Origin of the sequence: Nonomuraea sp. AD125B, assembly GCF_041402765.1 — a bacterium.
GTDB classification, from domain to species: Bacteria; Actinomycetota; Actinomycetes; order Streptosporangiales; family Streptosporangiaceae; genus Nonomuraea; species Nonomuraea bangladeshensis.
Genome location: NZ_JBGLOU010000002.1, coordinates 729,482 through 742,734, shown reverse-complemented (window position 1 = coordinate 742,734; position 13,253 = coordinate 729,482). Strand labels below are relative to the sequence as shown.

General features: G+C 71.3%; 11 protein-coding genes. 4 read left to right on the top strand and 7 right to left on the bottom strand.

The window, feature by feature from the left end:
- Positions 1-6: 6 nt before the first annotated feature.
- The 4 genes from ACBR40_RS08425 to ACBR40_RS08410 all read right to left on the bottom strand — a co-directional run bounded on the left by ACBR40_RS08425 (position 7) and on the right by ACBR40_RS08410 (position 6,227).
- Positions 7-1,227: a Gfo/Idh/MocA family oxidoreductase gene (locus ACBR40_RS08425; RefSeq protein ID WP_344207380.1), complete on the bottom strand. Its 1,221-nt coding sequence runs from the start codon at positions 1,225-1,227 to the stop codon at positions 7-9.
- Positions 1,228-3,294, bottom strand: a complete 2,067-nt coding sequence (locus tag ACBR40_RS08420; RefSeq protein WP_371248189.1) for a hypothetical protein — start codon at positions 3,292-3,294, stop codon at positions 1,228-1,230. It lies immediately after the preceding gene.
- A gap of 10 nt (positions 3,295-3,304) precedes the next feature.
- The gene (locus ACBR40_RS08415; RefSeq protein ID WP_371248188.1) at positions 3,305-5,254 is read right to left on the bottom strand and encodes a hypothetical protein; all 1,950 of its coding nucleotides are present in this window, start codon (positions 5,252-5,254) and stop codon (positions 3,305-3,307) included.
- Positions 5,255-5,429: 175 nt separating this feature from the next.
- Positions 5,430-6,227: an IclR family transcriptional regulator gene (locus tag ACBR40_RS08410; RefSeq protein WP_371248187.1), complete on the bottom strand. Its 798-nt coding sequence runs from the start codon at positions 6,225-6,227 to the stop codon at positions 5,430-5,432.
- A 161-nt stretch (positions 6,228-6,388) separates the two neighbouring features.
- On the opposite strand from ACBR40_RS08410, the gene ACBR40_RS08405 reads away from it, so the two are divergent.
- Genes ACBR40_RS08405 through ACBR40_RS08390 form a run of 4 tightly spaced genes read left to right on the top strand, consistent with a single transcriptional unit; the run spans position 6,389 to position 10,484 of the window.
- Positions 6,389-7,726: an aspartate aminotransferase family protein gene (locus ACBR40_RS08405; protein ID WP_371248186.1), complete on the top strand. Its 1,338-nt coding sequence runs from the start codon at positions 6,389-6,391 to the stop codon at positions 7,724-7,726.
- Positions 7,713-8,894 (top strand): mandelate racemase/muconate lactonizing enzyme family protein, encoded by a 1,182-nt coding sequence (locus ACBR40_RS08400; RefSeq protein WP_371248185.1) that lies wholly within the window; start codon positions 7,713-7,715, stop codon positions 8,892-8,894. The genes ACBR40_RS08405 and ACBR40_RS08400 overlap by 14 nt, the downstream gene beginning before the upstream one ends.
- On the top strand, positions 8,884-9,726 hold the full coding sequence (locus ACBR40_RS08395) for an amidohydrolase family protein (RefSeq protein ID WP_371248184.1): 843 nt from the start codon (positions 8,884-8,886) through the stop codon (positions 9,724-9,726). Before ACBR40_RS08400 ends, ACBR40_RS08395 begins: the two co-directional genes overlap by 11 nt.
- A complete protein-coding gene (locus ACBR40_RS08390) occupies positions 9,723-10,484 on the top strand; it encodes an SDR family NAD(P)-dependent oxidoreductase (protein WP_371248183.1) in 762 nt (253 codons plus the stop codon). Before ACBR40_RS08395 ends, ACBR40_RS08390 begins: the two co-directional genes overlap by 4 nt.
- 319 nt (positions 10,485-10,803) lie before the next feature.
- Here the strand turns inward: ACBR40_RS08390 and ACBR40_RS08385 are convergent, their stop codons facing one another.
- From ACBR40_RS08385 to ACBR40_RS08375, 3 genes are all read right to left on the bottom strand, one after another.
- Positions 10,804-11,553 (bottom strand): hypothetical protein, encoded by a 750-nt coding sequence (locus ACBR40_RS08385; RefSeq protein WP_371248182.1) that lies wholly within the window; start codon positions 11,551-11,553, stop codon positions 10,804-10,806.
- Positions 11,553-12,152, bottom strand: coding sequence for a papain-like cysteine protease family protein (locus tag ACBR40_RS08380; protein WP_371248181.1), 600 nt, complete (start codon positions 12,150-12,152; stop codon positions 11,553-11,555). The genes ACBR40_RS08385 and ACBR40_RS08380 overlap by 1 nt, the downstream gene beginning before the upstream one ends.
- Positions 12,153-12,223: 71 nt before the next feature.
- Positions 12,224-13,213, bottom strand: a complete 990-nt coding sequence (locus tag ACBR40_RS08375; RefSeq protein ID WP_344207390.1) for a YafY family protein — start codon at positions 13,211-13,213, stop codon at positions 12,224-12,226.
- Positions 13,214-13,253 lie beyond the last annotated feature (40 nt).

The following is a 13,253-nucleotide window of genomic DNA, read 5'->3' as shown; positions in this document are numbered from 1 at the left end:
TCCTTCCTAGGATGCGGGCACGGTGACGACCGTGCCGCTGTGCCGGGCCTTCTCGGCGGCGAAGACCGCGAGGTGGCTGTGGAGCGACTCGGTGGGGCCCGAGCGCACGTGTGCGGGGTCGCCGGTGGCCAGCGCGGTGACGAAGGCGTCCATCACGCCGTCGTCGCCGCCGCCGTGGCCGTCGCCGGCGTTCGAGCCGGTCCCGGCGACGCTGCGCCGGCTGCTGCGGCCGTCGCGGAAGTCGAGGACCTCGACCGACTCGCCGTCGCCGACCAGCCGGCCGTGGGTGCCGAAGATCCTGGTCTGGCGGTGGGTCTGCTCGGTGAAGGCGGTCATGGTGAACGTCGCGGTCGCGCCGCCGGTCAGCTGCATGGCCAGCACCTGGTGGTCGACCACGTCGTTGTCGCAGGCGTAGACGCACCTGCCGTACGGGCCGGTGCGCAGGGCGTCCATGACCTGCTCCTCGTTGTCGCCGAGGACGCTGGTCGGCCAGTCGTAGCCGCGGTTGAGGTACAGGCGGGGAGCCGAGTACGGGCACCCGGGCTCCAGGACGCAGTCGAGGCAGCGGTCGGCGGCCTGCGCCGGGCGCCGTTCGGGCCTGAAGTGACCGAGCGAGCCGAAGCTGGCGACCTGCTCGATCCTGAGCCCGGTGACGTAGGTCAGCCAGTCGAGGTCGTGGGAGGACTTGGCCAGCAGCATCGGGCTGGCCAGGCGCTCGCTGCGCCAGGGGCCGCGCACGTAGGAGTGCGCCTGGTGCCACCAGCCGACCGGCTCCAGGTGCTCGACGCTCATGACCTCGCCGAGCACGCCGCTGTCCACGGTCTGCTTCACCAGCGCGGTGTAGGGCGTGTAGCGCAGCACGTGGCAGACGGCGAGCAGCACGCCGGTCTCGCCGACGGCCGACACGATCTCGCGGCATTCCTCCTCGGTCGGCGCCATGGGCTTCTCGACGAGCAGCGCGTAGCCCGCCCGCGCCAGGGCGATGGCGGGCTCGACGTGCAGGCGGTCCTGGGTGGCCAGGACGACGGCGTCGGCCACCCGCTCGCGCAGCAGGTCGCGCCAGTCGCCGAACTCGCGCACCCCGGGGCCGGCCAGCCTGGCCCGGCGTGCGGGGTCGGGGTCGGCCACGGCGACCAGCTCCGCGCGATCGGGGTGCGCGGCGATCCAGGAGGCGTAGGTCTGCCCCCGGTTGCCCGCCCCCGCGACCGCCAGCGTTATCTTTCGCACCTAAATCACCAAATTTCCTGATGTGAGGACCTTCGGGCCGTCGGCCGGCAGCTCCCTGGCCACGCCTTCCTCGACGTTGCCCGTGTGCTGGACCACCTCGAAGGCCTTGATCGACAGCCGGCCGCCGCCGAACTGGCAGCCCGTCGCCGCGTAACGGTTTCTGCCGGAGTCGAGCTGGACGTGGGCTCCGGCGTTCTGGCTGCGGACCCCGGCGAGCTGCCAGGAGACGAGCCCGGCGGCCTCCACCCGCGACAGCCCGGCCTCGGCCAGCTCGGTGCCGCCGTCGAGGCGGATGCGCTGGTCGGCCTTGCCGGCGGCGGCCAGGCCCACGCCCTTCACCGTGCAGCCGGTCAGCGACACCGCACCGGCCAGGACCAGCGGGGCCGCGCCCTCGGCGCCGTTCAGCGTCGAGCCGGACAGGCGCAGGTCGGCGCCGTTGAAGGCGTTGCCGTTCAGGCCGTGGAACGTGGTGCGGCTGACGTGCAGCGGCGCGGTCACGTTCGCTTGGAAGATCTCGCTCTTGGCCGGGACGGTGAAGACGCAGCCCTCGATGAGGTTGGGCCGGCGCGACAACTTCGACTGCTGGGAGACGATCAGCGTGTGGCTGGCCGAGCAGCCGCGCATCTGCACGCCGTCGGCGTTGACCCAGATCATGCCCGAGCCCTCCAGCGACGGCTTGCCGATGACCTGGAGGTCCTCCAGCGTCAGGTCGGTGACCTTCACCCGGGCCACGAACCACGAGCAGACGTGCTTGCGCACCGTGATCCGCTTGGCCGCCGAGCCCCAGGCCGCGCCGGAGTTGGCGAAGGTCATCAGGCCGGAGTTGCCGGTGTAGGTCAGGTCGTGCTCGTACTGGCCGTGGGTGACGAACGGGCCCTGGTCGTCGCCGTCGCCGTGGCAGTTCTCCACGTAGCAGTAGGCGCTGGCGGTGAAGTCGTTCAGGTGGCGGGCGTTGGCCGTGTGGCAGTCGCGGACGTGGCCGTACAGGCAGTAGATCTGCTGGGTCAGGTAGCCGGCCCCGCCCCAGGTCACGCTGGCGGGGTTCTTCAGGGTGCAGCGCTCGGTGCGGAAGTGGGTGGCCCAGCGTCGCATGACCAGCGGCCAGAACGTGCCCGTGCCGTGGATGCCCTCGACGTCGCAGTGGACGGCGTACTCGTAGGCCAGCGGGTGCGAGCCGGTGTACTGGTCGCCGTCCGCGACACCCTCGAAGCGCAGGTTGCGCACGTGCACGCGCTCGACCGGCTCGACCAGGGTCCAGGTGATCGTGCGGCCGGCGGCCAGCTCCCAGCCGTTCTTGTAGTTGACCCTGATGTGCGTGCCGTCGACGATCTGGGTGACCTCGACCAGTTTCTGCAGCTCGCGCTCCCAGCGGCCGGACAGCGCGTTGACCTCGGCGCTCCACCACTGCCCGACCTTGAAGGCGCCGGAGTCGGCGACCTCGAAGACGTCCGACAGGTCGGGCACCGCGGCGCTCAGCTTGTGGCTGACCGTGGTGGCGGTGACCTTGCCGCGGAAGAACATGACCGCCGCGAAGGGGTCGTCCTGGCCCGCCTTCTCGATGCCGACGGTGCGCATGGTGTGGCCGCCGAAGTCGAGCACCAGGCCGGAGCGCTGGAACTTGTGGCGCTTGACGAAGTTGAGGTCGGTGTGGGCCTCGATCCTGGTCACGGCTGGATCGCCGACCATGGCCTCCAGGGCGGCGTCCGCAGGCGCCTTGTCGTCGAAGACGCCGAAGGCGCGGAAGTCGAGACAGCCGTCGTGCAACTGGATCCAGCGGCCCTTGGGCGCGGAGCCGAGCACGGTGCCGCCGTTGGCGGGCGCGGTGGAGGCGGCGTCCCAGCGGACGAGCTTGCCGCCGCCGTCACCCGGCTTGAGATAGCCCGCGACCTGCGCCAGCGTTCCGTCCGCCAGTTTGGCGGCCTCGAAGGCGAGCAGCTCGGCGACGGTGGCGACCGCGTGCACCTCGTCCTTGGGCTTCTTGTCCGGCTCGGCGAGCGCGGGCTTGGCCATCAGGACGGTGCCGACAGCCGCTAAACCGGTGACGCGCAGGATGTCACGACGTTCCATGGGGGGTTCCTTACAGTGCGAGGGTGTCGGCGATGAGGACGCGGGGGCCGGCGGGTGGGAAGGCACGCTCGACGCCCTCCTCGGTGCAGCCGGTGTGCACCAGGACGGTGGCGGCGGTCAGGTCGAGCCGGCCGCCGGTGAACCGGGAGCCGGTGGCGCGGAAGCGGTTGTCGCCCGTGGACAGCCCGACGCGGGTGGCGGTGGCCGTGCAGGCGGCCAGTTCCCAGGTCAGGACGCCCGGACCGGCGGCCCGGGCGAGCGAGGCGTTCTCCAGCGTGACGCCCTCCAGGCGCAGCCGCTGGTCGCGTACGGCGCTCAGTTCGATCTGCACGCCGTCGAGCCGGCCGCCGCTGATCACGACGTCGGCCGAGCCCACCGAGACCTTGCCCGATCCGCTCAGGACACAGCCGGTGAAGCGCAGGGCGCCGGAGCCGCGCAGGGTGGCGCCGTCGAGACCGGTGAGGACGCACTCCTTGAAGTGCAGCGCGTTGCTCACCGGCGTCTGCACCAGCACCTGGCCCTGGGGCAGGTCGAAGGAGCAGCCTTCGATGACGTTGGGCCGTCCGGAGCGGTCGGAGCGCTGGCCGATCGCGACGGTCTTCGCCGAGCAGCCGCGCATGTGCAGGCCGTCGGCGTTCACTTGGAGCGTTCCCGCCGGGTCGAACGTCGAGCGCGGGATCACCCGGACGTCCTCCAGCGTCAGGTCGGTGATCTTCGTTCCGGCGACGAACCACGAGCACAGGTGCTTGCGCACGGTGATCCGCTTGGCGCTGGTGCCCCAGAGGGCGCCGCTGTTGGCGATGTCCATGAGGCCGGAGTTGCCGGTGAAGACCAGGTCGTGCTCGTACTGGCCGTGGGTGGTGAAGGGGTTGCCGCCCTCGTCGTCGCCGTCGCCGTGGCAGTTCTCGACCGTGCAGTAGGCGCTGGCGGTGAAGTCGTTGAGATGGCGGACGTTGGAGGTGGTGCAGTCGGCGACGTGGCCGTACAGGCAGTAGATCTGCTGGGTCAGGTAGCCGGCTCCGCCGTACATGACGGTCGGGGGGTTCTTCAGGCTGCAGCGCTCGGTGCGGAAGTGGGTGCACCAGCGTCGCATGATCACCGGCCAGAAGCTGCCGGTGGCGTGCACGTCCTCGACGTCGCAGTGGACGGCGTACTCGTAGGCGATCGGGTGCGAGCCGGTGTACTCGTCGCCGCCCGGGGCCGCCTCGAAGCGCAGGTCGCGCACGTGCACGCGCTCGACCGGCCGGATCAGCGTCCAGGTCAGCGTACGGCCGGCGGCCAGCTCCCAGCCGTTCTTGTAGTTGACCCGGACGTGCCGGCCGTCGACGACCTGGGTGATCTGGACCAGTCGCTGGAGCTCGCGCTCGTACGTGCCGGCCAGCGCGTCGACCTCCACGGCCCACCACTGGCCGACCCGGAACTGCCGGGAGTCGACCTCGAAGACGTCGGCCAGGTCGGGGATCGTGGCCGTGAGCGTGCCGGTGACGGTGGTCCCGGTCCGCTCGCCCTGGAAGAACAGGACCGCGCCGAAGGGGTTGTCGTGGGAGTTCTTCTCGATGCCGGCGGTGGTCATGGTGTGGCCGCCGAAGTCGAGCACCAGACCGGAGCGCTGGAACTTGTGGCGCTTGACGAAGTTGAGATCGGTGTGAGCCTCGATCCTGGTCACGGCCGGATCGCCGACCATGGCCTCCAGGGCGGCGTCGGCGGGCGTCTTGTCGTCGAAGACGCCGAAGGCGCGGAAGTCGAGGCAGCCGTCGTGCAACTGGATCCAGCGGCCCTTGGGCGCGGAGCCGAGCACGGTGCCGCCGTTGGCGGGCGCGGTGGAGGCGGCGTCCCAGCGGACGAGCTTGCCGCCGCCGTCACCGGCGCGGTGATAGCCCGCGACACGCAGCAGCGTGCCGTCGGCGAGTCGGGAGGCGTCGAGCGCGAAAAGGCGCGCGACGTCGGCTACATGGTTCATGGGGGGAGGCCTTCGGGGAACGGGGTGATGGAAGGCCGGGCGACGTGCGAAGGCGGGCAGGCGGCGGTGCTGCGGCCCAGACGTCCGGCGCCGGGGCCGCGGCGCTCGGAGTCGGATCTTCGCCCGAAACGATTGGCGAGGACGCTAGACAGTGGGGGGCGGGTCTGTCAAGCCGTCACGTGGGATGGCCGAGACCTCGGGAGATCGTCGCCGCGGTCTCTCTCACCTCCCGGCCGAGCTCCTGGTAGCGCCAGGCGGGCAGGTCGCGCTTGAGCGAGGTGATGCTGATCGCGCCCACGCAGGCGCCGGTGTGGTCGCGCAGCGCGCTGCCGATGCAGAAGATGCCGTCGGCGTCCTCCTCGTCGTCGACCGCGTAGCCGAGCTCCCTGACCGTCTTCAGGTGGGCCAGCAGCAACGGCAGCTCGGTGATCGTGTTGCCGGTGCGGCGTGGCAGGCCGACGTGGCCGACGACCCTGGCGACCTCCTCGTCGCTCATCTCGGCCAGCAGCGCCTTGCCCAGCCCGGTGCAGTGGGGCGGCTCCCTGGTGCCCATCCGCAGGTCGACCTGGATGCGCTCGCCGTTGCTCACCTGGTCGACGACGACCGCCTGGCCGGCCTCGGGCACCGCGAGCCTGGAGTTCATCCCGGTGCGCTCGGTGAGCTTGACCAGCGCGGGACGGGCCACGTCGCGCAGCGAGAGCTGCTCCTGGGCCCTGGCGCCCAGCCTGGCCAGCGCCATGCCCAGCCGGTAGCGGCGGTTCATGCCCTCGCCATCGTCGGCGACCAGGCTGTAGCCGCGCAGCGTGTAGAGGGTGGCGAAGGCGGCGCTCTTACTCAGCCCGCAGGCCGCGGCGACCTCGGTCACGCTCATGCCGCCACCCTGCCCCACGCGGGACAGGACCTCCAGCACCTCGGCGGCGCGGGCGACGCTGCGGACCCAATATCGCGATTCCTCAGCAGCAGTGTTCGTCACAGCCGAACAGCTTAGCGGAATTCATCGTTGACCCCCACCCATTCTCGTGTTTCAATCTCCCTCATCTGTTCGGTCTTGCCAAACACTGTTCGGAATTTGTGGCGGATCATCAGCGCTTCCCCGGCCGGGCCGGGCCGGGAGGCGCGTCGGAGGAGAGAGATTTGAAGCACCTAGCCGAGCGCGCACGCCAGGTCATCCCCGGCGGCGTGAACAGCGGGCAGCGCAGCATCCCCGGGCTCACCGACCTGGTGATCACCCATGCCGCCGGCGCCCGCTTCCGCGACTCGCAAGGACGGGAGTTCGTCGACTACCACGCCGCCTTCGGCCCGCCGCTGCTCGGCCACAACGACCCCGACGTCGGCGCGGCCGTCGCCGAGGCCGGCCGTACGGTGGACCTGTGCGGCGTCGGCGTCACCGCAGGCGAGGTCGAGCTCGCCGAGACGCTGGCCGAGCTCGTGCCGAGCGTGGAGAAGGTGCTCCTGACCAGCACCGGCAGCGAGGCCACCTTCCACGCTCTGCGCGTGGCCAGAGCCGCGACCGGCCGCCGGCTCGTGGTGAAGTTCCAGGGTTGCTATCACGGCTGGCACGACGCGGTCAGCCTCAACGTGATCTCCGCGCCGGAGAAGGTCGGCACGCACGACCCGATCTCGACCGGCATCCTGCCCGAGGTGCTGCAGGCCACGCTGGTCCTGCCGTTCAACGACCCCGAGGCGGTACGCCGGGCGTTCGCCGAGCACGGCGACGACATCGCCGCCGTCATCCTGGAGCCGGTGCCGCACAACGTCGGCTGCCTGCTGCCCGAGCAGGAGTTCCTGCAGACGCTCCGCGCCGAGTGCACCAGGGCGGGCAGCGTGCTGATCTTCGACGAGGTCATCACCGGCTTCCGCCACCACCTGGGCGGCTGGCAGGCGATCTGCGGGATCACCCCCGACCTCACCACCATGGGCAAGGCGATCGCGAACGGCTACCCCGTGGGCGCGCTCGGAGGCCGCGCCGATCTCATGGAGCTGTTCAGCTCGCGGCCCGGCGGCCCCGCCTTCTTCGCCGGCACCTACAACGGCCACCCCGCCGTCGTGGCGGCCGCCCTGGCCACGCTGCGCAAGCTGCGCGAGGAGCCGGTGCACGAGCACGTCTTCCGCCTCGGCGAGCGGATCAGGACCGGCCTGGCCGAGGTCTTCGCCTCGCTGGGCATCCCGGCGCTGGTCAGCGGGTACGGCTCGGTCTTCGTCGGCTACTTCATGACCGGACCCGCCCGCACCTACGACGACCTGCTGCGCAATGATGCCAACATGTTCATCGGGTACCGCCGCCGGCTGCTGGAGCACGGCGTCTTCGAGCTGCCACTGAACCTCAAGCGCAGCCACGTCTCCTACGCCCACACCGACGCCGACGCCGACCACCTGCTGGAGGCGGCCGCCACCGCGGCCAGGCTCGCCCGCGGCGACGTACTCGACCTGACCGACGCCAGCACGATGGGCGGCGCCGATGCTCACCGTTGACACCAGCCGCCCGGCCGGCCCCGCCGGCCGGATCAGCCGCGTCGAGACCCTCTCGCTGGGCACCGCCTGGCGCGACTTCTCCTACGTGCGCATCCACACCGACCAAGGGCTGAGCGGCATCGGCGAGATCACCCACCCCTACCGGGGCCGGGAGACCTGCTCACTGACCGAGGCCATGGCGCAGCGCCACCTGATCGGCGCCGACCCCTTCGACGTCGAGGAGATCTGGCTGCGGATGTACCAGGGCGACTTCCTGCGCGGCGGCGACGTCGGCGGCATCGTCGTCTCCGGCGTCGACCAGGCGCTCTACGACATCATGGGCAAGGCGCTGGGCGTGCCCGCCTACCGGCTGACCGGCGGCGCCTGCCGCGACTCCGTACGGGTCTACGCCAACGGCTGGTACACCGGCGAGCGCGACCCGCAGGTGTTCGCGGCCAAGGCCAAGGAGGTCGCCGCCCGCGGCTACACCGGGCTGAAGTTCGACCCGTTCGGCGCCGGTCTGGGCGAGCTGTCCCGGGCCGAGCTGCGGCTCTCGGTCGACATCGTCGCGGCCGTCCGCGAAGCCGTGCCCGACCTCGACCTGTTCGTCGAGGGGCACGCCCGGTTCGCGATGCCGACCGCCGTCCGGCTCGTGCGCGAACTGGAGCCGTTCGACCTCGGCTGGTTCGAGGAGCCACTGCCGTGGACGCACATCGAGCGCTACGCCGAGCTGCGCGCCCGCGCCTCCATGCCCATCTCCGGCGGCGAGCACTTCCACAACCGCTACGAGTACGCCCGGCTGTTCGCCACCGGCGCGGTCGACATCATCCAGCCCGACCTGTCGATGGCCGGCGGGTTCACCGAGATCAGGAAGCTGGCCGCGCAGGCCGACGTGCACGCCATGCTCGTCGCCCCGCACAACTCCAACTCCCCGCTGTGCACCACGGCCTCCGTGCACGCCGTGCTCGGCATGCCGAACCTGCTCGTCCTGGAGACGTTCGACGGCATGCTGGAGCCGTACGTCTTCGACGCGCTGAAGGGCGTCCTGCCCGTGATCGACGGTCATGTCGGCCTGCCGGAGCGGCCAGGGCTCGGCGTCGAGCTGGCCGACGAGGTCTTCGCCGAGCACCCGCCGTCCCACCGGTTCTGGAACATGTTCAAGGAGGGCTGGGAGAAGCGTGATCGTTGACGTCCACTCCCATCTTTTCACCTGCCCGGACGACGTCGGCGACCCGTTCGCGGCCGAGTCCGCCCGCGCGCACGGCGGCCACGTCGACCTGACCGTGCGCTGGGCGGACTACGCCGCCACCTCGCCCGCCGGCACCCGTACCGTCGTGGTGGGCGGCAAGGCCAGGCGCTCGGGCCTGTGGGTGGACGACGCCGCCGTGGCCGCCTACGCGGGCGAGCACCCCGACCGGCTCATCGGCTACCTGTCGCTCGACCCCACCCAGCCCAGCTGGCGCGACGAGCTGGAACACGGCCACCGCGACCTTGGGCTGCGCGGCATCAAGCTCATGCCGATGTACGCCGGTTTCGACCCGGCCGCGCCCGAGCTGGACGACCTGTACGCCTACGCCGCCCGCCACGGCCTGCCGCTGCTCGTGCACACCGGGACCACGTTCGTCTCGGCCGCGCCCCTGCGCTACGCGCTGCCGGTGCACCTGGACGAGGTCGCCATCAGGCATCCGGAGCTGCGCATGGTCCTGGCCCACCTCGGCCACCCGTACGAGGGTGAGTGCATCGCGGTGATCCGCAAGCACCGCCACGTCTACGCCGACGTCTCCGCCCTGCACTACCGCCCCTTCCAGCTCTGGCACAGCCTGCGCCTGGCCCAGGACTACGGGGTGTGGGGCAAGCTCCTGTTCGGCAGCGACTACCCCTTCACCACGGTGGACGCCTCGGTGGAGGGGCTGCGGGCCGTCGGCGCCGTCCCCGGCATCCCCGGCCTGCCGCCCCTGGACCCGGAGGAGATCGAGAAGCTGATCCACCGCCCGTCGCTCGACCTGCTGGGGCTGTCATGACCGGACTGGCCGTGGTCACCGGGGCCGCCAGGGGCCTCGGTGCGGCCATCGCCGCGCGCCTGACGGCCGACGGCCACCGGGTGATCACCGTCGACCGGCCGGGCGCGGGCTGCGACTACGGCTTCGACCTGGCCGACACCGAGGGCCTGGCCGGGCTGGCCGACGCGGTCCGCCGCGACCACGGGCCGATCCACGTCCTGGTCAACAACGCCGGGGTGGCCCGCCTCGAACACTTCAACGAGATCACCGTGGCCGGCTGGCAGGCCGTCATGCGGGTCAACTGCGACGCGCCGTTCTTCCTGGCGCAGCGGGTGGCCGAGCACATGATCGCGGACGGCGTGCGGGGGCGGATCGTCAACGTCTCCTCCAAGAACGGCCTCATGGCCGAAGCCGGGCTGGCCCACTACAACGCCTCCAAGGGCGCCCTGGAGCTGATCACCCGCTCGCTCGCCGCCGAGCTGGGCGCCCATGGCATCACCGTCAACGCCGTGGCGCCCGGCATGATCGCCACCCCGATCGACGGCGACTTCCCCTTCGACCGCGCGGCCTTCGAGGCGGCGTGGGAGGAGCGCATCCCGCTGCGCGGCGGGTACGGCAGGCCGGACGACGTGGCCGGCGCTGTCGCGTACCTGGCCTCGGAGTCGGCCCGCTACGTCACCGGAGCCACCCTGGTCGTGGACGGCGGCGTGCTGGCCGACCAGATGCCGCGGACGCGGTTCATGCCGCCGTACCGGAACTCGTTGCGACCCGGTTCCTGACCCGCGGCGTCGTCGGGGCTCGGATCAGCCGCCTTCCAGAGGGCGGGCGTAGGAACGTGTACAGAAGCGGCTGTCCCAGGGCGAAGTCCAGGAAGTCCGTCAGGAGGCCGAGCACCCGCGCCTCCCGTGGGCCGTCCGGGACCCGGTTGCTCGGGGAAGTGCTTGTAGGCGGCCATCCGCCGCATGGTCACGGCTGCGGCGCCCTCGCTCGCCAGGACGGCTTGCCCGGCGTCCGCGATCTTCTCCGCTGTGTGGGGGGCCCTCACGGTGTACGCCGTGAGCCATGAGGGTTTACGGCGTACACCTTCGTGCGGGTCCATCAGGCCCGGCGCGCCCGGCGCAGGAGGCGGGCCGCGGCGAGCGAGGCTCCGGCCAGCGCCACGACCACGGCCACCATCCCCATCGGGGCGAGGCCGTGCGGGCGCTCAGGCCCGTACCCGCCGGCCAGGCCCTGCCGGTCGTAGTCGGAGCCGGCCTGCTTGTCGGCGTACCGGCTGACGAGCAGGGCCTGGTAGTCGGCCAGGCGGTAGACCCTCGGCGCGGTCTCGGCGGCGGCCGAGGTGTCGAGCAGCCGGACCTGGTCGCCGCGGAGCTCGTACCAGCCGTCGATCTGCGGCTCGTACAGGAGCGAGGCGTCGGCGCCCAGCTGGGCCGCGACCTGCTCCTCCGGCGTGCCGGAGACGATCTCCGACAGCCGCCAGCCGCCGTCGTTCGTCATGGCGACGGTCGCCGGGGTGCCGTCTCCGGTCCGGGCGGGGATCGCCACGTAGGAGAGCCGGCCGACCGGGGCGCCCGCCTCGCCGCGGGTGAACTCGGGGGTGATCGCGTAGACCGGGATGGCCTTCTCCCCGATGGACGCCTGGCCCTGGGTCTCCGACCGGCTGTCCGGGAACTTCAGGACGGCCAGGCGGGCGAGGAGTTGCGGCGTGGCCGCGGCCGTGTGCGCGTGCTGCAGGTCGGCGGCCGAGGGAGTGCCGGTCAGGTGACCGGAATCGGCCGCCGCGGTCCCGCCGGCCAGAAAGACCAGGCCGGCGACGGCGGTGACCGCCGCCGCAATCGCTTTCTTCATCACGGCTGTTTCGTCCTCACGATGTTGTCGAGCGTTCTGGTCCAGGTGTAGGTGTCGTTGCTGACGAAATAGCTGTACGGCTTGATGCGGTAACGCGGCGGATTCTGCCCCGGATTGCCGAACATGATCTGGCCGCCGTCCGCGTCGTCATATCCATAGACCACCAGGGCGTGCCCGCCGCCGGCGGCCCAGCGAATTCCGGCGTAGAACGGGCGTTCCACGTCGATCTGCGTCTTCACCGCGGCGTAGCTGATCGGGTTGTGCAGATCGTCACCTGACCGGTAGAAGCCGAGCCGGTCCAGGGCGTGCTTGACCAGGGCGGCGCTGCCGGCGGCGTTGGGGCAGACATCGTTGACGGGGTAGTCGTTCGCCAGGTTGCAGAACTGGTTCTGGGACAGCCAGGCGCCGTGATAACCGGCGATGGTGACGCCCGTCGCGGCCCAGCACCATTTGCTGTTCTCCTGGTGCTGCATGGTGATGTAGAGAACGCGGCTCGTGGACGTGCTTCTCGTGCTCGCCGAAGCCGGGGCGGTGAGGCCGGTCAGAAATACTCCGGCCGCGATGAGTGCGGCTAAGGCGCGCAACGCGTTTCTTGGCACGCTTCCTCCTTTCGATTGTCGTTGTCCGGACCCTGGACAATGTACGAAGCCGCGCAGCGTCGTTCCGCGTACTAATCACCCTCGCAGTGCGTATAAATACGGAGGGCCGATCGCAGGAGCCGGTCGGCGTGCTCGGCGATGAGGTCGCGCAGCGCGTCCGGCCGCTCGACGGCGAACGGCAGGTCCAGCGACGCGAGGACGCCGGGCAGCCAGTCGAGCCGTTCCGCCCGCAGCTCGACGCGGGACCAGCCGCCGGCGTCCGGCTCTCCCACGATCGCGATGCCGGGCGGCAGCCAGGTGTGGATCTGCTCGGCCGTCCCCTGGACCAGCAGGGTCACCTCGTACCGGTAGGGGGCGGTGGCGAGTCCGGTGAGCACGCGTCGCGCCGGGTCGAGCCCGGCGGGTGGCTCGAACACGCCCGGCAGGGTCTTCGCGCCGGTGATGCGGTCCAGCCTGAACGTCCGGTCCTCACCGATCGCCGGATCCGCGCCCGTCACGTACCACCTGCCCGCATGGGTCACGAGCCCGTACGGGTGCAGCGTGCGTTCGCTGCGCCTGCCGTCGGCCGCGACGTACCTGATCGAGATCGGCCGGTGATGGCTGATCGCGTCGGCGATCGCGAGCAGGACCCCGCTCTCAGGGGCGGCCGGCTGCTCGCCGGGCGGAGTCGTGAAGGCGAGGGAGCCGAGCACGGCGTCGAGTCTGCGGGCCAGCGGCGCCGGCAGCACCCGCCGGATCTTGGCCGCGGCCGTCTCGCCGGCCGTGCCCATGGCCGTCATCAGGCCGGCCCGCCGGCCGGCGACCAGCCCGAGCAGCACGGCGAGCGCTTCGTCGTCGGTCAGCATGAGCGGCGGCATGCGGTAGCCGGGGGCCAGCCGGTAGCCGCCGTAGCGGCCGCGTACGGACTCGACGGGCACGTCGAGGTCGACGAGGTGGGCGGCGTAGCGCCGCACGGTGCGCTCGTCGACCCCGAGCCGGTCGGCGAGCTCCGCGACGGTCCGTACGCCTCCCGCCTGCAGGAGCTCCAGCAGGGCGAGCACACGGGCAGTGGGTCGGGACATGTTCCTCGATGTCAGACGAATATAGGGCGGTTTCTGTCCA

Bases quoted from the DNA above. Each gene is read 5' to 3' on its own strand.
- ACBR40_RS08390 (WP_371248183.1), top strand. From the start codon at position 9,723: ATGACCGGACTGGCCGTGGTCACCGGGGCCGCCAGGGGCCTCGGTGCG.
- ACBR40_RS08415 (WP_371248188.1), bottom strand. From the start codon at position 5,254: ATGAACCATGTAGCCGACGTCGCGCGCCTTTTCGCGCTCGACGCCTCC.
- ACBR40_RS08400 (WP_371248185.1), top strand. From the start codon at position 7,713: ATGCTCACCGTTGACACCAGCCGCCCGGCCGGCCCCGCCGGCCGGATC.
- ACBR40_RS08385 (WP_371248182.1), bottom strand. From the start codon at position 11,553: ATGAAGAAAGCGATTGCGGCGGCGGTCACCGCCGTCGCCGGCCTGGTC.
- ACBR40_RS08420 (WP_371248189.1), bottom strand. From the start codon at position 3,294: ATGGAACGTCGTGACATCCTGCGCGTCACCGGTTTAGCGGCTGTCGGC.
- ACBR40_RS08375 (WP_344207390.1), bottom strand. From the start codon at position 13,213: ATGTCCCGACCCACTGCCCGTGTGCTCGCCCTGCTGGAGCTCCTGCAG.